Source organism: Planococcus sp. TJ-307 (assembly GCF_058268435.1).
The window spans coordinates 730,187-753,263 of the sequence record NZ_JBZDOJ010000002.1; the positions used below are offsets into that span (position 1 = coordinate 730,187).

General features: G+C 44.8%; 22 protein-coding genes. 3 read left to right on the top strand and 19 right to left on the bottom strand.

The window, feature by feature from the left end; all coding sequences use genetic code 11:
• Nucleotides 1–6: 6 nt before the first annotated feature.
• A complete protein-coding gene (locus AC4EHK_RS10000; RefSeq protein WP_490978646.1) occupies nt 7–1,302 on the bottom strand; it encodes a DEAD/DEAH box helicase in 1,296 nt (431 codons plus the stop codon).
• 130 nt (nt 1,303–1,432) lie between these two features.
• Between AC4EHK_RS10000 and AC4EHK_RS10005 the strand changes: the two genes are divergently transcribed.
• Both AC4EHK_RS10005 and AC4EHK_RS10010 read left to right on the top strand, forming a co-directional pair.
• On the top strand, nt 1,433–2,413 hold the full coding sequence (locus AC4EHK_RS10005) for a 4-hydroxy-3-methylbut-2-enyl diphosphate reductase (RefSeq protein ID WP_490978647.1): 981 nt from the start codon (nt 1,433–1,435) through the stop codon (nt 2,411–2,413).
• Nucleotides 2,414–2,579: 166 nt separating this feature from the next.
• Nucleotides 2,580–2,846, top strand: coding sequence for a SunI/YnzG family protein (locus AC4EHK_RS10010; protein WP_490978648.1), 267 nt, complete (start codon nt 2,580–2,582; stop codon nt 2,844–2,846).
• 184 nt (nt 2,847–3,030) lie between these two features.
• On the opposite strand, the gene AC4EHK_RS10015 is transcribed toward AC4EHK_RS10010, so the two are convergent.
• The 8 genes from AC4EHK_RS10015 to ccpN all read right to left on the bottom strand — a co-directional run bounded on the left by AC4EHK_RS10015 (nt 3,031) and on the right by ccpN (nt 11,479).
• Nucleotides 3,031–4,143 carry a Nif3-like dinuclear metal center hexameric protein gene (locus AC4EHK_RS10015; RefSeq protein WP_490978649.1) on the bottom strand — a complete coding sequence of 371 codons (1,113 nt, stop codon included), beginning with the start codon at nt 4,141–4,143 and terminating at the stop codon, nt 3,031–3,033.
• Nucleotides 4,130–4,843 carry a tRNA (adenine(22)-N(1))-methyltransferase gene (locus AC4EHK_RS10020; protein WP_490978650.1) on the bottom strand — a complete coding sequence of 238 codons (714 nt, stop codon included), beginning with the start codon at nt 4,841–4,843 and terminating at the stop codon, nt 4,130–4,132. Before AC4EHK_RS10020 ends, AC4EHK_RS10015 begins: the two co-directional genes overlap by 14 nt.
• Before the next feature lie 62 nt (nt 4,844–4,905).
• The gene (gene cccA, locus AC4EHK_RS10025) at nt 4,906–5,298 is read right to left on the bottom strand and encodes a cytochrome c550 (RefSeq protein ID WP_490978651.1); all 393 of its coding nucleotides are present in this window, start codon (nt 5,296–5,298) and stop codon (nt 4,906–4,908) included.
• A gap of 249 nt (nt 5,299–5,547) precedes the next feature.
• Nucleotides 5,548–6,687 carry an acyl-CoA dehydrogenase gene (locus AC4EHK_RS10030; RefSeq protein ID WP_490978652.1) on the bottom strand — a complete coding sequence of 380 codons (1,140 nt, stop codon included), beginning with the start codon at nt 6,685–6,687 and terminating at the stop codon, nt 5,548–5,550.
• Nucleotides 6,688–6,836: 149 nt separating this feature from the next.
• Nucleotides 6,837–7,991, bottom strand: a complete 1,155-nt coding sequence (gene rpoD, locus AC4EHK_RS10035; protein WP_480334763.1) for an RNA polymerase sigma factor RpoD — start codon at nt 7,989–7,991, stop codon at nt 6,837–6,839.
• A 34-nt stretch (nt 7,992–8,025) separates the two neighbouring features.
• Nucleotides 8,026–9,825 carry a DNA primase gene (gene dnaG / locus AC4EHK_RS10040; protein ID WP_490978653.1) on the bottom strand — a complete coding sequence of 600 codons (1,800 nt, stop codon included), beginning with the start codon at nt 9,823–9,825 and terminating at the stop codon, nt 8,026–8,028.
• Nucleotides 9,826–10,023: 198 nt separating this feature from the next.
• On the bottom strand, nt 10,024–10,830 hold the full coding sequence (locus AC4EHK_RS10045; RefSeq protein ID WP_490978654.1) for a pyruvate, water dikinase regulatory protein: 807 nt from the start codon (nt 10,828–10,830) through the stop codon (nt 10,024–10,026).
• A gap of 10 nt (nt 10,831–10,840) precedes the next feature.
• Nucleotides 10,841–11,479 (bottom strand): transcriptional regulator CcpN, encoded by a 639-nt coding sequence (gene ccpN / locus AC4EHK_RS10050; RefSeq protein WP_490978655.1) that lies wholly within the window; start codon nt 11,477–11,479, stop codon nt 10,841–10,843.
• A gap of 324 nt (nt 11,480–11,803) precedes the next feature.
• Here ccpN and AC4EHK_RS10055 point away from each other — a divergent pair, with 324 nt between their 5' ends.
• Nucleotides 11,804–13,180 carry a glycine--tRNA ligase gene (locus AC4EHK_RS10055; RefSeq protein WP_490978656.1) on the top strand — a complete coding sequence of 459 codons (1,377 nt, stop codon included), beginning with the start codon at nt 11,804–11,806 and terminating at the stop codon, nt 13,178–13,180.
• A 339-nt stretch (nt 13,181–13,519) separates the two neighbouring features.
• Here the strand turns inward: AC4EHK_RS10055 and recO are convergent, their stop codons facing one another.
• The 10 genes from recO to AC4EHK_RS10105 form a co-directional block, all read right to left on the bottom strand.
• Nucleotides 13,520–14,302 carry a DNA repair protein RecO gene (recO, locus tag AC4EHK_RS10060; RefSeq protein ID WP_490978657.1) on the bottom strand — a complete coding sequence of 261 codons (783 nt, stop codon included), beginning with the start codon at nt 14,300–14,302 and terminating at the stop codon, nt 13,520–13,522.
• A 12-nt stretch (nt 14,303–14,314) separates the two neighbouring features.
• A complete protein-coding gene (era, locus tag AC4EHK_RS10065) occupies nt 14,315–15,232 on the bottom strand; it encodes a GTPase Era (protein ID WP_490978658.1) in 918 nt (305 codons plus the stop codon).
• Nucleotides 15,216–15,626 (bottom strand): cytidine deaminase, encoded by a 411-nt coding sequence (locus AC4EHK_RS10070; protein WP_308788035.1) that lies wholly within the window; start codon nt 15,624–15,626, stop codon nt 15,216–15,218. The genes era and AC4EHK_RS10070 overlap by 17 nt, the downstream gene beginning before the upstream one ends.
• A gap of 19 nt (nt 15,627–15,645) precedes the next feature.
• Nucleotides 15,646–15,999 carry a diacylglycerol kinase family protein gene (locus AC4EHK_RS10075; RefSeq protein WP_490978659.1) on the bottom strand — a complete coding sequence of 118 codons (354 nt, stop codon included), beginning with the start codon at nt 15,997–15,999 and terminating at the stop codon, nt 15,646–15,648.
• Nucleotides 15,986–16,468 carry an rRNA maturation RNase YbeY gene (ybeY, locus tag AC4EHK_RS10080; protein WP_490978660.1) on the bottom strand — a complete coding sequence of 161 codons (483 nt, stop codon included), beginning with the start codon at nt 16,466–16,468 and terminating at the stop codon, nt 15,986–15,988. The genes AC4EHK_RS10075 and ybeY overlap by 14 nt, the downstream gene beginning before the upstream one ends.
• 14 nt (nt 16,469–16,482) lie before the next feature.
• Entirely contained in the window at nt 16,483–18,552 is a 2,070-nt protein-coding gene (locus AC4EHK_RS10085) for an HD family phosphohydrolase (RefSeq protein ID WP_490978957.1), read from the bottom strand.
• A 227-nt stretch (nt 18,553–18,779) separates the two neighbouring features.
• Nucleotides 18,780–19,739 (bottom strand): PhoH family protein, encoded by a 960-nt coding sequence (locus tag AC4EHK_RS10090; RefSeq protein ID WP_490978661.1) that lies wholly within the window; start codon nt 19,737–19,739, stop codon nt 18,780–18,782.
• A 230-nt stretch (nt 19,740–19,969) separates the two neighbouring features.
• Nucleotides 19,970–20,464 (bottom strand): YqfB family membrane protein, encoded by a 495-nt coding sequence (locus AC4EHK_RS10095; RefSeq protein WP_490978662.1) that lies wholly within the window; start codon nt 20,462–20,464, stop codon nt 19,970–19,972.
• A gap of 30 nt (nt 20,465–20,494) precedes the next feature.
• The gene (floA, locus tag AC4EHK_RS10100; RefSeq protein WP_490978663.1) at nt 20,495–21,481 is read right to left on the bottom strand and encodes a flotillin-like protein FloA; all 987 of its coding nucleotides are present in this window, start codon (nt 21,479–21,481) and stop codon (nt 20,495–20,497) included.
• 4 nt (nt 21,482–21,485) lie between these two features.
• A complete protein-coding gene (locus AC4EHK_RS10105; RefSeq protein ID WP_490978664.1) occupies nt 21,486–22,811 on the bottom strand; it encodes an NfeD family protein in 1,326 nt (441 codons plus the stop codon).
• Nucleotides 22,812–23,077: the final 266 nt, after the last annotated feature.

The following is a 23,077-nucleotide window of genomic DNA, read 5'->3' on the forward strand; positions in this document are numbered from 1 at the left end:
ATCTCCTTACTTTTTGCGATTTTTGCGTCGTTCCATTTTTTTAATTTCGTCCATTTTCCACTTCATCTTCTTCTTGTACATTGGTTTTACAGCTTTTGGCTTGTGAACCATTGTTTTTGCTTTCGCATCTGCTTCGTTCGTTTTTCTTGTACGTGTTGTCCGGCTGTGGCGTTCTTTCAAATCCACAAATTCCCCTTTGACAACGTCTTTTTGCTGGAAAGGAATGCCCATTTTTTCAATCCGTACAATGGCATCATCGTCTTCCGGTTTGAACAATGTGATGGCGACGCCTTTCATCCCTGCGCGAGCTGTACGGCCAACACGGTGAATAAAGAATTCCAGGTCTTCCGGCAATTCGTAGTTAATAACGTGGCTGACGCCTTGAATATCAATTCCGCGCGCTGCAAGGTCTGTCGCTACGATGTATTGGTATTCCAAGTCGCGGATCTGGCGCATCATTTTGACGCGCTCGCGTGGTGCTAAATCGCCATGGACACGGCCGACACGAATGCCTTCTCTTGCCAATTGGTCAGCCACATAATCTGCATTGGTGCGTGTATTGACGAAAATGATCGCCAAATACGGATTGATGACTTTCATAACGTCTTGTAGACGTTCCATTTTCTTTTTGCTGCGAACAGGCACTAAATAGAAATCGAGGCCGTCTGCTGTTGGGCGTTTATCGCCAATTTTCACATGGACCGGTGATTCCATGTATTTCTTCAAGAACGGTTTTAATTTTTCCGGGATGGTTGCTGAAAATACATACATCTCCAGGTCATCCTGCATTTTGCCGGCTACCTGATCGATTTCTTCAATAAAGCCAAGGTCAAATGCCAGATCTGCCTCGTCTACTACCAGGATTTTTCCTGTGTGGACAAGAAGGGCATTTTCTTTGACCAAATCTTTCAAGCGACCAGGTGTCCCAATCACAATATGCGGCTGTGTTTTCAATTTATTGATGGAACGTTGCTTGTCTGTTCCACCAATAAACGATTTCACTTCAATGCCGGATCCGACAACCAGTTTCTGCAGCTCATTGAAGATCTGCGTTCCTAGTTCACGAGTTGGTGCTGCAATTACCGCCTGCACTTCCTGTTTGCTGACGTCGATGCGTTCTACGATCGGGATAATGAAACTATGCGTTTTTCCGGTCCCTGTATGGGATTGGCCAATCGCACTTGAGCCTTTCAATATATGGGGCATCATTTCCTTTTGGATCGGTGTCGGTTCTGTAAACCCGAGTTTTTCTACTGCTTCCAATAGGAAGGGTTTGAATGGATATTCGTTGAATTTTGTCATGGGATAGAATTCCCTCCTTACGCTCTAGACATTATAGCATAAAATAATGCCTTTACGCGATGCAACTTTTGTAAACATGCGCCGTCTCCGTTATAATGAATGTATGATTTTGAAAGGAGCGCGGTACTTGATGAAGGTTATGAAAATATCGCCAAGAGGATATTGTTACGGAGTGGTCGATGCCATGGTCATCGCGAAAAACGCTGCAATGGATGAAACGTTGCCACGCCCCATTTATATACTAGGAATGATTGTCCATAATAAACACGTGACAGATGCATTTGAACAGGACGGCATTATCACGTTGGACGGCACCAACCGCCTTGAAATTTTGGAGAAAGTGGAAACCGGCACTGTGATTTTCACGGCACACGGCGTTTCTCCGCAAGTACGCGAACTGGCAAAACGAAAAGGTCTTGTCTCAATTGATGCAACTTGCCCGGACGTCACCGTGACGCATGACTTGATCCGCGAGAAGACAGCAGACGGCTATCAAATCGTCTATATCGGAAAAGGCGGACATCCGGAACCGGAAGGCGCAATTGGCGTTGCTCCGGATATGGTCCACCTCGTGGAAACCGTTGAAGACGTTAACCGTTTGGAATTGGATTCTGAAAAAATCATTGTCACCAACCAAACCACAATGAGCCAATGGGACGTTGTGGACATGATGAAACGCTTGAAAGAAAAATTCCCGCATTCTGAAGTCCACAAAGAAATTTGCCTGGCTACTCAAGTGCGTCAGGAAGCTGTAGCACAACAAGCTGGCGAAGCGGATTTATTGATCGTCATTGGCGATCCAATGAGCAATAACTCCAACCGCCTGGCACAAGTGTCGCAGGACATCGCAGGTACACCCGCTTACCGCATTTCCGATTTGTCGGAATTGAACTTGGACTGGCTGGAAGGCGTTGAAACAGTCGGCATTACAGCTGGTGCTTCGACACCGACACCAATCGTCAAAGAAGTAATGAAATTTTTGGATCTTTTCGATCCGGCAGACCCAGAGACACATGCATTGACACGCTCTGTGCCGCTTAACAAAATTCTTCCAAAAATCAAGCACCCGAAACCTTCAGAACGCATCGAGCCGTATCCTGTAGGCGAATAAAAAGAAGGCTGCCCCAAAAGTTAGTTTCCTGACTTTTGGCTGCAGCTTTTTCTTTATGTGTAAACCGGTTAAATATGTAACATGCACGGCAGTTGAGTTAAGGAATCGAGTGTTAAAGTTGTCTTAATATGTTAAAATAAGTTAATTCATAGAATGGAGGGATACTGTGTTTGAGGTATTTGTAAAAAAAGTTAATTCTGATATCGTGATTAGATGGCTATTAACAAAGATCACCATTCCAGTAGCTGATATTTTAGCAGTGACCACAGATGATACGTATGGCGGAAAAGAAAAACAGGCAATCAGAATCGGAACGCCGTATGCCACAACAGATAGAGTCGTGATCGTCACAAAGAAAAGCACGTATGTCTTATTTACAACCAACTATCTGTCGATACAACAAAAGCTAAACTCGTATATTAACCCAATTTAATAAATGCGCTGTTAAAATGTGTTGGCAATCAATTCTGGTAAACAAAGGCATCTTTCTGCATTCATTTTTAAAATCTTTCCAAAGCATTCTAAACACTTCACGGCCGTTCGCTAATCTCCAAATACTTTAACGAATTGATTTCTGAATGACCAAAACAAAAAGAAGAGGCCGCTGCCTCTTCTTTTTAAATGAACCGGAAAGGTTCTGTATGGATTTTTGATGGCAAATATTCACATTGCCAGTTCGGCTGTTGCTTCGCCATATGATCCACTACCCCTTGGATCATCACTTTTTCCACATGATGGCCGGGATCAATAATATTGAGGCCAATCGCCTGTGCGTCCTGTGCAACGTGGAAGTACATATCACCCGTTACATAGGCATCCGCACCAGCACGTTTGGCTTGTTGAATGTATTTATTGCCATCCCCGCCCAATACTGCCACTTTTTTGACGGTGGCATTCGGATCTCCGACCATACGAAGAGCCGGCACGTCAAGCTGCTGCTTGGCCCATTCTGCAAACTCCTTTAATGTCATAGGGGCCTCAAGTGTTCCCACACGGCCCAACCCCATCGCGACTTCTTTGTTTTCCAATGTAAAGACATCGTATGCGACTTCCTCATAAGGATGTGCCGCGAGCATTGCTTTGATGATCCGGTCTTTTTCGTTTTTGCGGACCACGACTTCCACTTTCGACTCAGCCGTTACTTCCATTTTTCCAGCTTCCCCAATGTAAGGATTGGCCTCACTTGTTGCTTGGAAACGGCCGGTTCCGGACAGCGTATAACTGCAATATTCGTAATTACCGATGGCACCTGCTCCTGCTTTGCCTAATGCTTCCCGAATTGCATCCTCGTGGCTTTCTGGAACAAATACAGCAATCTTGACCAGCTCCGCTTCAAATGTCGGCACTAGCACACTGGTATTCATCAACCCAAGAGCGCCTGCCAATAAATCATTGACGCCGCCTGTGGCCACATCCAAATTGGTGTGGGCAGCGTAAACCGCAATATCAGCCTTAATCAGCTTCTCCATCAATCGTCCTTGCGGAAAATCAGTCTGTAAGTTCTTTAAGGGGCGAAAAATGGGCGGATGGTGAGCAATGATCAGTCCAGCCCCTTTGGTTATCGCTTCATCGACCACTTCTTCGTTGACATCCAAGGTGATCAGAACCCGTTCAATTTTTTTGTTTAAGGTTCCCACATGCAAACCAATCGGATCGCCTTCCATGGCTAAGTATTTGGGCGACCATTTCTCGAATTCTGCGATAATTTCTTGACCGTTAGGAATTTTCACGCTGCAACACCTCTTCTACTAACTGGATTTTCTCAATCAATTCCTGTTTTTTCACCATGATCTCTTCTGTTTGAGCAGTGGATTCCATAGAAGCAACCATTTTTTTCCATTGGCCGCTCTCGCGTTCCCACTTTTCATGGAAAATTTTTGTTTGTTCTTTCAGCAGTTCTGGACCCATCAATAATTGCTGCGGTGTCCATATGACGGTTGATGAGGCTTTTTCAAGCACTAAAATTTCGTAGATTTTTTCATTTTCTTTTAAAATTTCTTCTTCAACAATGGTCCAGTTGTTTGCGGTTGCCCATTCACGGATAGATTTCGCATGGACGTTCGGCTGCAAAATCAAGCGTTCTACGCCGGCAAGGCGCTCTTTCCCCTGTTCCAAGATGGAACAAATCAACGGCCCCCCCATGCCCGCAATCGTCACAGCGGTTATGTTATCTGCCGGAAAGATGGCATCAAGTCCACTTGCCAGTCTGACTTGAATTTTTTCAGCAAGCCCCTCCTGCTGAACTTGTTTTTGAGCGGATTCATAAGGACCTTTAACGACTTCTCCTGCGACGGCTTTATCCACCACGCCATTTAATACGAGATGACAAGGCAAGTAAGCATGGTCGCTGCCAATGTCAGCAACTGCTGCACCTCTGGGTACGTAATGGGCGACTCTTGTCAGCCGTTGTGATAATTGTTGAGCATTCATTCAGATCCTCCTAATTTGACAGAAAAACCCTTAGCTCCAGAAGAACTAAGGGTTTTTAGATGCTATTCGAGTGATAGAACCCACTCAGCCATTGCTGCTGCGTTCTCTTCTTCTACAAGTCCGCCTGGCATCGTGCCTTTACCATTGATCAAAATGTCTTCGATGTCTGCTTGTGGAAGCTCAGTAGCCACTAATGATGGACCTACTCCGCCTTCATAGCTTGAACCGTGACAAGAAATACAGTTTGCCTGTGCGTGTGCTTCAGGATCGAAATCGCCAGCGGCTGCTTCTCCGCCTTCTTCACCTTCGGCTGCTTCTCCGCCGCCTTCTTCTTCTGCTGCTTGTTCTTCTGCGATTTCAGCTTCGTCGCTAACTCCTTGTACTGATAAGAAGAAAATGAGACCAATACCGAACGCCATGATTAAGATATAAGGTACAATTGCATTTTTTTGCATCTGTTAACCCTCCCTCTACTATGTTCTGCTAGATGATATTATTCGTATCATTCATTATTGTACTGTATTATCCGTGAAACGAAAAGTCTTATCAGATAACTTTTCCTTGTTTGTGACAAAAACGGTAATTAAATTGACTTGAGGTGCATCTACAGACAAGTTTCCTCGCTGGATTTCCAATAAAACTTATTTTAAAAAATCTTTTGCATCAGAAAGGCCTTGCAGTTCGCAAGGCCCGCTCTCCTTTATTTAGCAGCCAATTTGGCGTGCAATGACCATGCGCTGAATTTCAGAAGTGCCTTCACCAATTTCCAGTAATTTGGCATCACGCATATAACGCTCCACTTCGTATTCTTTCATGTAGCCATAACCGCCGTGAATCTGAATTGCTTCATCTGCTACTTCCATAGAAATTTCCGAAGCGTACAATTTCGCCATGGAAGCTTCTTTTGTGAACGGTCTGCCTTGGTCTTTCAACCAAGAAGCTTTATAAACCATGTTGCGGGCCAGTTCAATTTTCATCGCCATATCCGCCAGCTTAAACTGAGTGATTTGGAATTCAGACAAAGGTTTGCCAAATTGCTTCCGTTCTTTCGAATAAGCCAAGGCTTTATTAAATGCCGCCTGGGCGATCCCTACGGCCATTGCTGCAATGCCAATGCGACCGCCGTCTAATGTCACTAAGAACTGCTTAAAGCCCTCTCCACGGACGCCCAACAAGTTTTCTTTTGGCACCCGGACATTTTCCAGAACCAATTCTGTCGTATTGGAGGAATGCAGCCCCATTTTCTCGTAGTTGTCAATAATGGTAAACCCTTCGGCATCCGTTGGTACAATAATGGCACTGATTTCCTTTTTGCCGTTGTTCATTCCGGTAATCGCTGTGATCGCCAAGTGCTTGGCATGGCTGGCATTGGTGATGTAGACTTTCGAACCGTTGATGACCCAGTCGTCGCCATCTTCGACCGCACGGGTTTCCGTACCTCCAGCATCAGATCCGGCATTGGGTTCTGTTAACCCGAAAGCACCAAACGATTCACCGGTACAAATCGGCGTCAAGTATTTTTCTTTCTGCTCTTCAGTTCCAAATAAATTCAGCGGCGCTCCGCCAAGAGAAATATGTGCAGAATACGTGATTCCTGTGGACGCACAGGCACGGCTCAATTCTTCTGTCACAATCGCAAAACTGGTCGTATCTGCTCCGGCACCACCGTACTTTTCATCAAATGGCAAGCCCATCATCCCCATGTTGGACAGCTGTTTGAAAATTTCAGTCGGAAATGCTTTGGAACGGTCACGGTCAATGGCACCGGGTGCCACTACTTTATCCGCAAATTCTTTCATGGTCTTTTTGATCATCTGCTGTTCTTGTGTCAAATCGAAATCCATTTGTGTACATCCCCTTTGTTATGAATACGCTTACACTTTTCATTATATAGGGAAAATTAAGTCAAACTCAAGCTTTAACCTGATTTCCTTTTTTTCTTCACCACAAAAAACCACTTCCAGATTTTCTGGAAGTGGTTTAGCGAATAGTTCTATTCGAGAAAATCTTTCAAACGCTTGCTGCGTGAAGGATGGCGGAGTTTACGCAACGCTTTCGCTTCAATTTGGCGAATCCGTTCACGTGTAACGCCAAACACTTTGCCTACCTCTTCTAATGTCCGTGTACGGCCATCGTCTAAGCCAAAGCGCAGACGAAGAACGTTTTCTTCACGGTCCGTCAAGGTGTCCAAGACATCTTCCAATTGTTCTTTCAACAGTTCATATGCCGCGTGGTCAGAAGGCGATTGCGCATCTGAATCTTCGATAAAGTCACCTAAATGCGAATCATCTTCTTCCCCAATCGGTGTTTCCAATGAAACCGGTTCTTGAGCGATTTTTAGGATTTCACGTACTTTTTCAGGCAGCAAATCCATTTCTTCTCCGATTTCTTCTGGAGAAGGCTCACGGCCCAGATCCTGAAGCAGTTGGCGCTGTACTCGGATCAATTTATTGATGGTTTCCACCATATGAACCGGAATACGAATTGTCCGTGCTTGGTCAGCAATGGCGCGTGTAATGGCTTGGCGAATCCACCAAGTGGCGTAAGTGCTAAATTTAAAGCCTTTTGAGTAGTCAAACTTTTCAACGGCTTTGATCAAGCCCATATTTCCTTCCTGAATCAAATCCAGGAACAGCATACCGCGTCCGACATAGCGCTTCGCAATACTGACGACCAAACGCAAGTTAGCTTCGGCCAAACGTTTTTTCGCTTCTTCGTCACCTTGTTCAATCAATTTTGCTAAACGGACTTCTTCTTCCGCTTTCAGCAAGTCAACACGCCCAATTTCTTTCAGGTACATGCGGACAGGATCATTAATTTTAATGCCGGGTGGTACGCTTAAATCGTTCAAATCAAACTTGTCTTCAGTTGGCTTCATCAGACGGTCTAAGTGTTCCTCGTCATCGGATTTTCGTTCCAACTCGATGCCATGTCCTTCTAATTGGTCGATAAACTCTTCTACTGCATCGGATTCCATTTCGAAAACCGCTAATTTGTCAGCAATTTGTTCGTAATTTAGCTCTCCGGTTTTTTTACCTGTTTCGATCAGCTGTTTTTTGGCTTCCTCAACAGTTGCTTCCGGACCTTCAGTAGTCAATGGTACATTGCTTGCTTCAACTTCAGTTTGGCGTTCAGACTTCTCTGCCATGTGACTTCCTCCTTTAAAAAAAACCGGAATTAACTTACAATGATTTTCGTAAAGCAATCACTTCTTGTGCAAGAAGCAAAGCGCGCTTTAAGTCATGCTGTTTTTCCGCTTCTTTTGATTGCTGGATTTTTAGATTGATTTGCTGTTCGACCCGATGTTTTTTTAAGTGCTTTAAACAATCGGAAATTTCTTCATCTGTATGTTCCGGATCACGTTCAGACAATGCAGTTTCCATAACAAGTTTGCGAAGTTCTGCATCCTGTAAGGTCTCCAGGAATTTGTGGAAATCAGCTTTGTCCCATTCCTCATAAAAACCGAGCAATTGAACATACAGCGCTTGGAATTCTTCACTGACAAACGGGATGCCGCTGGCTTCGGCTGCTAACTTATCCATAACACTTGGATCTGCCAACGCATGTGACAGCAGCATCCGCTCCGCCCGGTGCAACGAAGTGACTCGCTTTTGTTCTTTTTTGACCGCCTTGATTGCAGGTGGTTCAGGGCGGTTTCGCTCAATCGTTTTGTTTTCAAGCTTTCGATAATGCTGTAAAATCGCTTCTTGAGATAATCCGGTTTCCTCTGATAATTGCTTTATATATAAATCCCGCTCTAAAGGCGAGGACCTACCGGCTAGTAATTGCAGCACTTCCTGAATATACTGAAGCAAATCATTCTCGTATTGAAAATTCTTGTGCCTGCGGGCGTGCATCATTGCGAATGCAATAAAAGCATGGGGCTTTCCGATAATCTGCTCTTTAAAAGCTTCGGCTCCGTTTTCGCGGACAAAATCATCCGGATCCATCTTGCCTGGCAAAACGGCTACTTCTACTTTAAAATTATCTTCATTTAAGGAAATCGCTGCTCTTTTAGCAGCTTCCCAACCTGCATCATCGCCGTCAAAACATATTACAACTTCCTGTGCAAATCGTTTCATTTGCCGAATGTGCTGTGCAGTGAGTGACGTGCCCATTGTTGCTAAAGCATTGTCAACTCCTGCTTTACCCGCTGCAATGACATCCATAAACCCTTCAAACAAAATGATTTTCCGATTTTTGCGTATGGCGCTTCTGGCATGATGCACATTATAAAGCACTTGGCTTTTTTGGAAAATCGGAGATTCCGGGCTGTTCATATATTTCGCTTCTTGTTTGGTATGTTCAAGGACCCTACCCGAAAAGGCAATGACTTTGCCCGTTTCGTTCATGATCGGAAACATGATTCTACCGCGGAATCGATCAAAATAACCGCTTGACTGCTCACGAGGGATTGCCAATCCGCTCGATTCCAACTCTTCTTCGCTAAAGCCTTTTCGCTTGAGCGCAGACGCCATGTAATTCCATTCCGGGAGCGACCAGCCAATTTTATTTTTTTCGATCATTTCCCGTGTAAAGCCCCTATTTTCCAAATAGTCCAATGCCACTTGGCCTTCTTCCGTATTCAACAGAATATGGTGGTACATATCCGCAGCAAACTCGTGCATCAGGATCAATTGATGATCGCTTTTAGATTGCACAGGACCGGATTCAGCAGAACTCTGTATATCAACCTCAATGCCTGAACGGCTTCCGAGTCTCGATAAGGCTTCCTGAAATGATAAATTTTCAATATCCATCAAAAATGTGATGACATTGCCACCAGCTCCACAGCCAAAGCAATGAAAGATCTGCTTGTCGGCAGTGACAGAAAAAGATGGTGTGCTTTCTCCGTGGAAAGGGCAAAGACCGAACCAGTTGCGGCCTCTCTTGGTTAACTGAACATACTCACCGACGACATCCACAATATCTGTGCTGGACCGAATCTTTTCAATCACTTCTTCAGGAACTCGATTGGACATTTTTCTCACCATCTTTGTTTGCTTATCTTACTTTATTCGTGATTGAAAGACAAAATCCTTCATTTTTCGACAAAAAGATAAAGCAAACTATTTTATCCAATAGTAAGCTTTAGCCACAATTCTTCATTATAAAACGTTTATATCAAAAAATCTAGCAAAAAGAAAGAAAAACCGCCTGTGCAGGTGGTTTTCCCGAAGTTACTTTTGAAGTTTGCTTAGGATTAAGTTCGCCGTTTCTTCTACTGCACGATTCGTCACATCTACAATTTCGCAGCCGATGCGGTCCACTACTTTGTGAAAGTGGCTAATTTCTTCGTGAATGCGGTCGATTTTAGCGTAGTTTGCATCATCGTTTAACCCAAGAGCAATCAGCCGTTCTTTACGGATGTTATTCAGTTTATCTGGCGAGATCACTAGGCCAAAGCATTTCTCCGGATCCACATGATACAGCTCATCCGGCGGGTCTACTTCAGGAACCAGTGGAACGTTGGCAACTTTTAGCCGCTTGTGTGCTAAATATTGAGACAGCGGTGTTTTGGATGTTCTCGAAATGCCGACCAAAACGATATCAGCCATCAAAATGCCGCGTGGATCGCGTCCATCGTCGTACTTGACCGCAAATTCAATTGCTTCTACTTTTTTAAAATAGTCATCATCCAGTTTGCGGACCAAACCGGCTTCTTGGAGCGGCGGCGCATCTAGCTCTTTCTCTAACGCATCTAAGAGTGGCCCCATTAAATCTACAGCTGTAACGTAAAACTTTTTTGTTTCAGACTGCATATAGTCCCGCAGTTCTTGAGACACCAAAGTATAGACGATAAATGCTTTTTGAGCGACAGCCAACTTCACAATTTCTTGCAGATGATCGATCGAATCAATATACGGAAAACGTTTGAGGATTGCATTTTGGTCTGCGTTCAAGTATTGGCTGATCGCTGCTTTTGCGACCAGTTCCCCTGTTTCTCCGACCGAATCGGAGACAATGAATAAGCGGAGTGAATTCATAGTTGGCACCTCACAAATCGTGGTTTTCCGATAACGATAAAAACGCACGAGTAATATTCGTTTTTGTTAGTCTGCCGACGACCTTGAAGCCATCCGGCTGTTCTTCCACTACTGGCAAGGCATCGATTTGCTGATTGATGAGGCGATGCGCTGCCTGGATCAGTGATTCGTTTTTTGCGCAATACGTAATGTTTGGCATGCGCGTCATAATGATATGTACAGGAATTGCAGATAGATTCTGGCTGCCCAAACTTGCGCGCAGCAAATCTTTTCTTGACAGTACGCCAGTGAGATATGATTTTTTGTCCACAACGAAAAGCGTACCGACATCATCCAGGAACATTTGGCTGATGGCGTCATAAACGCTGACATCGTCCCTGACCACAACCGGAATCGATTGGAAATCCTTGACCTTCATATTATTCATCGTATCGGTGACATCCTGTCCCGGTTTTTTCCCCGAATAAAAATAGCCAACACGCGGACGGGCATCTAGAAAGCCTGCCATTGTCAGGATGGCTAAATCAGGTCGTAATGTAGATCTAGTTAGGCTCAAACGATCCGCTATCTGTTCGCCAGTAATCGGACCATTGCCTTTCACAATTTGAAGAATTTCTTCTTGCCGTTTATTGAGTTCGATTGGACTCACCGCCTCAAAATATAAATATGTGATACTCAATACCAATTATTATATACTAATCAACGTGATATTGCGAAGAAAACATTGCCGTGATACAATATGTAAGAACTTAACACAGGCAACGACGGATAGATAAGTACTGTAAACAAAAGCGAGCAGGGATGGTGTAAGCCTGCAACTACAGGAAAAGGTGATCCAGAGCCATTTACTATTTTAAGCGGACTGCATTTTGCAGTCAATCGAGGTGGAACCGCGGGTCTTAACGTACTCGTCCTCGGACATGTTAACATGTCCGGGGATGGGTGCGATTTTTTATTTTATGGAGGTAATTTTATGTCAATGGAAGATGTAGTAGCATTAGCAAAACACAGAGGATTTGTATTCCCTGGCTCTGAAATTTACGGAGGGTTGGCCAACACATGGGATTACGGCCCGCTCGGCGTCGAACTCAAAAACAATATTAAAAAAGCATGGTGGAAAAAATTCGTTCAAGAATCCCCTTATAACGTGGGATTGGACGCTGCCATCTTGATGAACCCTAAAACATGGGTCGCTTCAGGACATGTCGGCAACTTCAATGACCCAATGATCGACTGCAAAAGCTGTAAAACACGCCACCGCGCAGACAAATTGATCGAAGATGCATTGGATGCAAAAGGCATTGAATTGATCGTCGACGGCTTGTCGTTCGAACGCATGGCGGAACTGATTCAAGAACACGAAGTAAAATGCCCGACATGCGGCAAACAGGACTTCACGGATATTCGCCAGTTCAACTTGATGTTCAAAACGTTCCAAGGCGTCACAGAAGCTTCAACAAACGAAATCTTCCTGCGTCCAGAAACGGCTCAAGGAATTTTCGTCAACTATAAAAACGTCCAGCGTTCTATGCGCAAAAAAATGCCTTTCGGGATTGCCCAGATCGGAAAAAGCTTCCGCAACGAGATCACACCCGGCAACTTTACGTTCCGGACGCGTGAATTTGAACAAATGGAGCTGGAGTTTTTCTGCAAGCCTGGTGAAGATTTGGAATGGTACGCTTACTGGCGCGACTTCTGCAAAAAATGGCTATTGGATTTGAATATGGCGGAAGACAATATGCGCCTGCGCGAGCATGACCAGGACGAACTTTCCCACTATTCAAATGCGACGGTTGACATCGAATACAAATTCCCATTCGGTTGGGGCGAACTTTGGGGCATTGCAGATCGCACCGACTTTGACCTGAAACGCCATATGGAGCATTCTGGAGAAGATTTCAATTACATCGATCCGGCAACCAACGAACGCTTTGTACCTTATTGCATCGAACCTTCTCTTGGAGCTGACCGTGTCACACTGGCTTTCCTTGTAGATGCCTACAGTGAAGAAGAGCTGGAAAACGACGACAAACGTACAGTGTTAAGATTCCACCCGGCATTGGCTCCTTATAAAGCAGCTGTATTGCCATTGTCCAAGAAATTGGCAGAAGGCGCAACTGGCGTATTTGCTGACTTAGCGAAACACTTCATGGTGGATTACGATGAATCTCAATCCATCGGCAAACGATACCGCCGCCAGGATGAAATCGGTACTCCGTTCTGCATCACTTACGACTTTGATTCGGTCGAAGACGGCCAAGTAACCGTACGCCACCGCGATTCCATGGAGCAAACACGCATGCCGATCGCTGAAGTGCAAGCTTACATCGAAAAGCATATCCAGTTTTAATTAAGAAAAGCGGAAGTGCCTGGTCAGCTCTGACAGGCATAAGGCAGACCGGCAGTGTGGCGTTCTTTGCCACACAGTCCGAGTTGACTTATGACCCGAAGAGCTAGGCACTGGAGTCTGGACACCGAAAAGCGGAAGCAGCCGGGTAGAGTCGACGGGCATAAGACGCGCTGGCGAAGCGGCGTTCTTTGCCGCACAGCCAGAGTGGCTTATGACCCGAGAATCTGGCTGCTGGAGTCTGGACACTGAAAAGCGGAATTGCCTGGTCAGCTCTGACAGGTACAAAGCTATTTCTACACTTCTTTTAAATAAAGCAAAACAAAAAGAGTTGCCAAAAGACTATTCGTCTTTCGGCAACTCTTCTTTTTTCGGCAAAAATTCAGGTGTCCGTTCCAATTGTTCAAGGAATTTTCGTGACTTTAAGCGAATGCCTGCTTTTTCTTCGTAAATCGTGCGGACGATTTGTTTGAGTAAGGTCTTGGATTCTTTTTTCAAGGTCAAGGAGCCTACTCGTTCAATCGGCACAAAGTAGAAGGTGCGGATCAGTTTCACTAAAGCCGGACTCAAACGAATAATATAGCGATCAATATGGAAGCAGCGATGGCAGAGAAAGCCGAGTTCCTGAAACGAAAAAGCAAACTCTCCTTCAGTCGCACCGCAGTTGGCACATTCGTGCAGCGTTGGCGCAAGGCCCGCCACCTGAAGCATCTTCCACTCGACAAATAAGGTGATCGCTTCTGGATCATGGCCATCATCGATAGCATGAAGTGCCTGATACAGCATATCGTAGATGACCGGCTGCGGCTCATCCTGCTCCGTTAACCGGTCAACCAATTCAGTCACGTAACTGGCATAAGCGGTCGACATGATGTCTTCCCGAATATGCCGCAGCGATTCCAGCGGATCACCTGCCTGCAATGTGCCCATGCCTCGTCCTTTGTAGATGGAAAAACTGCCATGGGTAAACACTTGGGTAATCGCGGCTAGCCGACTGGCTGGTTTTTTTGCCCCTCTGGCCATGCAGGTGATTTTCCCCGCTTCTCTCGTAAACAAGGTAACAATTTTATTCGTTTCGCCATACGGCATCGTACGGATGACAATTCCCTCTACTTGATTTTGCATGGGAAGGACTCCTTAGTATTCGTCTTCTCTGAAGCCGAAATCACGTAAATGCATCGCTTTGTTGCGCCAATCTTTTTGCACTTTGACCCAAAGCTCTAAATACACTTTCGAACCGAGGAGATTCTCGATATCCTGGCGTGCGCGTGTACCAATTTGTTTGAGCAATACCCCTTTTTTCCCAATGACAATGCCTTTTTGGGAATCTCGCTCAACCATAATGATGGCCTGAACACGAATCATGTCTTTGTTTTCAGAATCCGGTGCAATTTTTTCAATGACCACGGCAATTGAATGCGGAATTTCCTCGCGCGTCAAATGCAAAGCTTTTTCACGGATCAACTCAGAAATAATAAAACGCTCTGGGTGATCTGTAATTTGGTCAGCCGGGTAGTACTGCGGCCCCTCTGGCAGTCGCTCGTTAATTTTCGCCAACAAAGTCTCGACGTTATTGCCTTCCAATGCTGAAATGGGAATCGCTTCTGCAAAGTCAAATTCTTTGCGGTAGGATTCAATAATTTTTGGCAAATTATCCGGGTGCACTTGATCGATTTTGTTAATGACCAAAAATACTGGCACATCAATGCCTTTCAGCATTTCCAGTACATAGCGGTCTTCCTTGCCGACACGTTCAATACCGCTTGCAACAAACAGCAGTACATCCACTTCACGGAACGTATTTTTTGCCACTTTCAGCATAAAATCGCCTAATTTATGGCGCGGTTCGTTGATCCCTGGTGTATCGATGAAAATCATTTGGCTTTCGTTGGTCGTCACAACGCCCTGTACTTTATTGCGTGTAGTTTGGGGCTTGTCGCTCATAATGGCTATTTTTTGCCCCACTACTCGATTGAGAAACGTTGATTTGCCGACATTTGGACGGCCAATGATGGAAATAAACCCTGATTTGAAGCCGTTATTCTCTTGCTGCATACTTTAAATCCTCCGTTGAAAATGCGCCAGGGAGCAATTCACTGATAGTCGTTTCCTGGACGTCACCTTTTAAGTTTGTTAAATAAACCGGCATATCCGGTGAGCAGAACTCTGCCAACACTTGTCTGCATGCACCACAAGGCGATACAGGGCCTGGTGTATCTGCAGATACCGCAAGTGCCGTAAAGGTCTTATCGCCTTCAGACACCGCTTTAAAGACGGCTGTGCGTTCTGCACAATTTGTCATAGAATAGCCTGCGTTTTCGATATTGCAGCCCAAATACACTTTTCCATCAGCTGTCAGCAACGCTGCGCCGACAGGGAATTTTGAATAAGGCACATACGCATTGCTGCGTGCCGCGATCGCTTGCTCCATCAATTGTTCTTTTTCCATGTTTATCACCTCTGCGAATTTATAACCATTTTGGTAGAAATATCAGTAACCCAATTATAGCACTTGCCACGGCAAATACCAAAACAGCACCTGCCGCCATGTCTTTTGCCTGTTTGGCTAATGGATGCAGCTCAGAAGTCGCCAGGTCTACGACGCGCTCAATAGCGGAATTCACCATTTCCAAGGCGATCATACCGCCAATCAGCAGAATAACCACCAGCCATTCTACGTCGGACAAACCCGTCAAAAATCCTGCAAGCACTACCACCACGGCTGCAGCTGCATGGAAGCGGATATTTTGTTCTCGCTTTAACGCCGTAGCAATTCCTTGTGCTGCAAACTGGAATGAACGAAAAAACCTACGCGCCGCCATGTTGATCACGCGTTATGCCGAGTGAAACCAAAATTTCTTCTTGACGGGAAAACATTTTCTTTTCATCTTCTTCTGTCATATGGTCGTAGCCCAGCAAATGCAAAAAGCCATGAATGGCCAGAAAACCCAATTCCCGTTCGAATGAATGGCCATAATCCGCAGCCTGCTCTTTTGTCCGGTCGAGCGATATGATAATGTCACCAAGCATGCGCGGTTCTGTGGAACCAATGATGGCCGTTTCGCCTTCACCCAGCTCTTCCATAGCAAACGAAATAACGTCAGTCGGCTGGTCTTTGCCGCGGTATTCACGGTTGATGTCGCGAATCATTTCATTGGTGACAAAGGTCACTGACACTTCAGAGGCTCCTAAGCCTTCTTCTTTTGCAGCGTGCTCCAATATTTTTTGCACAAACGCAAGTTCCTGCTCGTTCAGGCTTTCTGTTTCGTCCATAAAATCGATGGCGATCATAGCAGTTCCTCCTATCAATTGGTTTCTTTCGGATATTCAATGCGGGAATGGAAAATGCCATTTAAGGTTTCGCACATTACCGCCTTTACTTTCTTTAGCTCTTTTAAGGATATATCACATTCCTCGAATTGCCCATCTTTCAGTTTATCTTCTACAATGGCATCCACCAATTTTTTTATTTTTTCTGAAGTTGGTTCTTTCATTGAACGGACGGCCGCTTCGAGGCTATCTGCGATGCAAATAATAGCGATTTCTTTGGTTTGCGGTTTTGGTCCTGCGTAGCGAAAAGATTCTTCTATGATCTCTGGATCGGTTTCTTTTGCTTTGTAATAAAAGAATTTCAATAGGCTGGTGCCGTGGTGTTGCGCGGCTACATCCACGATCTCTTTCGGCATTTTGTACTTGCGGAGAACTTCAGCTCCCTGAACCCCATGCGCCAAAATGATATCCCGGCTTTTTTCCGGCGGCAGGCGATCGTGCGGGTTTTCGATATTTACTTGGTTCTCTATGAAAAACTGCGGCTGTTTGGTTTTGCCGATATCGTGGTAATAGCAGCCCACTCTTGCCAGTAATCCATTTGCTCCAATTGCCTCACACGAAGCATCGGCCAAATTGGCGACCATTAAACTATGATGATAGGTGCCAGGTGTTTCCATCAGAATTTTTTTCAACAGGGGATGGTTGGGATTGGATAATTCGATCAACCGCATCGTCGACAACATCCCAAATGCCGATTCGAAAAACGGCAGCATACCGATTGCTAATGCACCCGACATTAAACCTGAAACAACTGCAGCTGTGAAATAAAAGCCAATCTCTGACCAGCTGTATTGTGTTTGGCCAATTAGCAGGTAAAAAGCAACAAACAATACATTCACGCCAGCAACTGCCAAACTGATCTGCATGATGCGCCCATGGCCCCCATCCCGGTCAATCAAGTAAACTGCAGCGAGCCCTCCTAAAAGAATGTACAGCGCTACATCTACTTGCAATGAAGAAGTATGAACGCTTTGCAGCATGATGCCCGCGGCCGCACTAATCAGAATTGTCACATAGACAGCTGCCCGTTCATTGACCAGCAACCTGACAAGCATACCAGCTAACGCTGTTGGAAAAAGAAAAGCAATCACCAATTCAAAGTTTTCACTGACAGCGTATATTAATTTCATAAGCGCCAATGAAATGGTAATGACCACAAGCATGACTAGAAATTCAGTTGCTTTTCCTCTTTCATCTTTGGTTGATCGTGACATCACTGCCGCCAAAAGGCCCATTGCGATGACCACAAAAATCAACAACCCAAGAAGCGGCCTGTAGTTTCGCTGTTCTTCCGTCATTCCAGCAAGTTCGAGTTGGCGGTAAACTTCTCGGTCAACCACCTGACCTTCTTGGACTAGTACTTGACCTTGAAGAATGCGAGTAGGCTCCACGCTGTTGCGAACCTGTTCCATTTGCTCTGCGGTTAATTCTTCATTGATCAGCTCGTTTGGAATAATTCCAAATCTACCAATGGTTACGGCCGCCAGTACCACATTATCGGGAATTTGTTCGCTTCTGCGAATATCTTGTTCGATTTCAGTCCGAATTCGCGCCACTCCTTCTACCCGCAGCGGTTCTTCCAAATAATTCTGGAGAAAACGGTCTAATTCTTCTTGAACACTCAGCAGACTATTTGTAGAAAGCGACAATAAAGCATTCAGCATTTCATCTGTTAAACGCAAACCATTTTCACTGGTTTCCATGAGCCGAAGATCTTCGCGCAGCTGCGCCAGCAGTGCTTCAGAAGATGGCCCACTTTCGTCCTCTTCCGGTACTTTTTTGGCATCCAGCAAATAGCCAAAAAGAGATTCAACCACCGCAGATTGATTGTCGGCAATTTCCTCAACAAACTGATAGCTTGGTTCTACTTCTTCGGACACCCGCTGCCTTTCAAGCTCTGTTTTAATCGGATCTTCTACTGTTTTTTCAGAGCGTATCGTTTCTGGGGACAGCTGAAACAAGTTTATATCGTATGTATTTCCCCGAACTGAGTCCAATAAAAAAGCATATAAGATCAAGCCAGCTAATAAAATTCCCATCATCATTAATTTTCGATAGCCCAATTTTCTAAAAATCGCTAGTGCTTTTTGACGCACGTCTCTACACCCCGCATTCCATACATCCATCATAACAATTACAGAAATGGATTTCACCGTGAATTTCTAAAAATTTGAAATTATCTCCAATTAAATGAGTCAGAATTTTAATATGAGTTTCTCCAATACAAAAGGTGCGGAAATATAAACTTCCGCACCTTTTGTGAATTTCATTATTATGTTGGCTGTCCTTCATAAGCTTCAATAATTTTTGCCACGAGTGGATGGCGGACGACGTCCCCACTTTCGAGATACTGAAAATGGATATTGCGGACACTTTTTAAAATGGTTTCGGCTGCGATCAATCCAGATTCGGCGCCTCTCGGCAAATCAATCTGCGTTTTATCACCGGTAATAATCATTTTCGAACCAAAACCAAGGCGCGTCAGAAACATTTTCATTTGAGCTTTTGTGGTGTTCTGTGCTTCATCTAAAATAACAAATGCTTCATCCAACGTGCGCCCTCTCATATAAGCCAGCGGAGCGATTTCAATGGTGCCGCGTTCGATAAAGCGATTGGTCTGTTCCAATCCCAGCACGTCATGCAGGGAGTCGTATAACGGGCGAAGATACGGGTCTACTTTTTCCTTTAAATCACCTGGCAAAAACCCTAGGCTTTCTCCCGCCTCCACAGCCGGACGCGTCAAAATAATTCTCTTTACTTGGCCGTTTTTAAGAGCCTGCACGGCCATAACGACTGCCAAATAGGTCTTGCCTGTACCAGCGGGCCCAATGCCGAACACGAGATCCTTGCTGCGCACAGCTTGGATGTAATGGCGCTGGCCAATGGTTTTCGCGCGAATCGATCTTCCATTCGCATTGCGCGCGACTTCCTCGTCATAAAGTTCTGCAAAATATTCAATTGTTCCATTTTTCGCCATTTCAATAGCTGAGACAATATCCCGCTGGTCGATATTAATATTTTTACGGATGACCCGCAGCAATTGTTCAATTAATAGTTTCCCTATATGCTTGCCTTCTTCAGAACCCGACAGCTTAATGACTTCCCCACGGGTGATAACTTGAATATCAAAAGCTTCTTCAATTAATGTTAAGTGATTATCTGATATCCCGAGCAGCTGAACCGCTTCATTTGGGTCTTTCACATGTAATTCTAGTAAGTTGTTTTCTGTCATGTGGACGCTCCTTGGAATCGAGTATTTACTGCTAATTTCACTCTATCATTAAAGATAATCACTTGTAAAATATTTACCTTGTATTGCTTAACCACGGCAATTCCCCTTTCAGGATTTGGTATTTTTAAAATAGCAGAAAAATCTAAATGGACTCTTTTATCCAAAAAAGTTGACATAATAATATTATTCAAATAAAAAAGCCGCCCAGTGTTTTCACTGGCCGGCTGCTGCTATCTTTTGGACTTTGGCGGCAATAAGATCTCCGCCATGATGATGCCTCTTCGAATGTCATCACTGCTCAGTGGCAGCAATTCATCCATCTCTTTCTCAACTACAGGAGCAGAACCACCGCTTCGCAGTACACGAGCTTCAGTTTCCTTTATGCGGTCGTGTATCTCGTTCCGTGTTTCTCTCGGCGGAACTCGGCGTTGCACTTCTTGGCGCACTTCCCGTAAAGGGGTGCGATTGACTGCTTCTTCGATTTTTCTTTCGGCTTTTTCTGCAAGTTCTGGTCGTTGAGCTTTTTGATTCTGCAGTTCCCCATAAATTTCTTTCGCATAATCTTCCACTCGTTTGAACGTTTTTTGTCCGGACCGCCTGTCTGTACCAGTTGTTGATCTTGTCGAGACAGGTTTAGCCGGAGCATCATCGGCTGAATCTTTTTTGCCTTTATTGAAAAAAGCACTTACCGCCATGATCACCAGTCCAAATATGAGAGCTTCCATACGACAAACCTCCCTTATGGCTACCGCCGATTATTTATCGTCGGATTTGTCCATGCCTGTTTTCGAGATGGACTCCCGCATACCTGTATCTGCTTGAACATTTTTGTAATTGACGTAATCCATGACACCAATGTTGCCAGAACGCAGAGCTTCGGACATCGCCAATGGCACTGCTGCTTCGGCCTCGACAACTTTCGCTCTCATTTCGACAACTTTCGCTTTCATTTCCTGTTCGCTAGCTACAGCCATTGCACGGCGCTCTTCAGCTTTTGCCTGTGCAATTTTCTTATCTGCCTCTGCTTGTTCTGTCTGCAATTCTGCACCGATGTTTTTGCCGATATCAACGTCGGCAATATCGATCGATAAGATTTCAAAAGCTGTACCTGAATCCAATCCTTTAGAGAGAACTGTTTGAGAGATTAAGTCTGGATTTTCAAGAACTTTTTTGTGGCTTGTGCTCGAACCAAGTGTTGAGACAATCCCTTCACCAACACGGGCAACGATTGTTTCCTCACCTGCACCACCGACTAAACGGTCGATGTTAGCACGAACGGTAATTCTAGCTTTTGCTTTTACTTCGATTCCGTCCATCGCAACACCTGCGATAAATGGTGTTTCAATAACTTTCGGGTTTACTGACATTTGAACCGCTTCCAGCACGTCACGACCTGCAAGATCAATCGCTGCTGCGCGTTCAAACGGCAATTCGATATTGGCACGGTGAGCTGCGATCAATGCATTCACTACGCGGTCAACATTACCACCAGCTAAGTAATGGCTTTCCAGTTGATTGATGGTTACTGTCAACCCTGCTTTTGATGCTTTAATCAATGGATTTACGATCCGTGATGGAATAACTCGGCGTAATCTCATACCGATCAGTGTAAAGATGCTGATTTTCACTCCAGCGGCCAATGCTGAAATCCATAATGTAATTGGCACGAATGTGAAGAAAATTGCCAAAACGATGATGATACCTATTATTGCTGCACCTAAACCAATTGTTTCAAGTCCCATTGTTTTATTCCTCCTCTAATTTTTCAAGTTCCCGAACAACGATACGCGAACCTTCTACCTTGATAATCTTAACATCTTTTCCACCATCAATGAACCTGCCTTCAGATACAGCATCTATACGTTCGTCGTCCAGCTTGATGGTACCGGACGGACGAAGCGCCGTCACCGTTAGCGCAATTTTGCCAACAAGCTCCGGGCGATTTGTAGTCGATACATAGCCATGTTCCGTATCGGTGGCATCAGTCAAGATAATCCGTTTGAACAAATCCAGCCGTTTACCAAAGAATTTCACTACAATCACCATCCCTACTGTTGCTACTATCATTGCAATAAGTACTGCTATGGCAGTGGACTTAAGGTCTCCACCCGCTAACAAAACGCTGCCGATAATGGCCGCTATTCCCAGGAACCCGGCAACACCACCTGGAATGATAAATTCTGCGACCAACAGGCCAAATCCAATCACCAACAAAATGATGGACTCGTACCCTGCCAACCCGGCAACCAAATGTCCGTAAAAAAACAGCATCAGGAATGTCAGGCCGATAATTCCAGGAATTCCGACACCTGGCGTAAACAATTCAAGCAGCAACCCAAGCCCTGCAAATGACAAAAGAATTGGCACAACTAACGGATTGGTCAGAAAACGAGCGAGACTTTCCGAAAAAGTTTCGTCAACCATCACAACAGTGGCATCTTCTAAGCCTTTTAATGCAAGCAGCTCATCAAGAGAAGAAACGGTTCCTTCCGAATAGCCTACCTCTAAAGCTTCTGATGCACCGAGAGTCAATAATTCCCCTTCATCCACTCCCAACTCAGGGATAGTAGCCGAAGCATCTGCCATTGCCAGAGCATAGATAGGATTACGTTTGGCTGTCTCAGCCGCATTTCGCATGGATGCGAGCCAAGCACTATTGGCTTTGTCTGCAGCTGCATTTCCGCTTTGATCAATCACTTGTGCCGCGCCCATGCGGCCATTGGGATGCATGTATATCTCATCATTATGCAAAGCCAGGAAAGCCCCTGCAGAAAGTGCATCCTGATTGATAAAAGCCAGTTTTTCGAGCGAAGTTTTATTCAGCGAACGCGCTATCCCATCTGCTGCATCGACAAATCCACCCGGTGTATCAATTTCAAAAATAATGGCTTCAGCTCCAGCTTCTTCCGCTTCTTCAATGCCCCGTTCGATAAAAGCCTGCAGTCCTCTTTCAACTTCATCTTCGATTGGTATGACATACACTGTCGAAGTGTCAGCCTGGATAGCCGGGAGCATGAGCAGAAACGATAACAGTAAAAGTCCAAAACCTAAATAGACTTTGACTCTGCTCAATGGGACCTCTCCTTTCACGTTACAGATTTACTGTTTGTATATATACGGATGAACAGGAATTAGGTTTCATTTTTCTAGGATATACTTGATGAATGAACACTTTTCTTCCTGTCCTGTTCCACTGCTTACTAATTAAAGCCTATGAACAGAAATTTTTTAAATATTGCCTAAAGTATATCTATTTTTATTATAAAGGAAAGTTTCTTCAATAACGAAGTAATGCGCTTACAAATGTGACAATTAGAAAAACCGCCAACACGAAGATC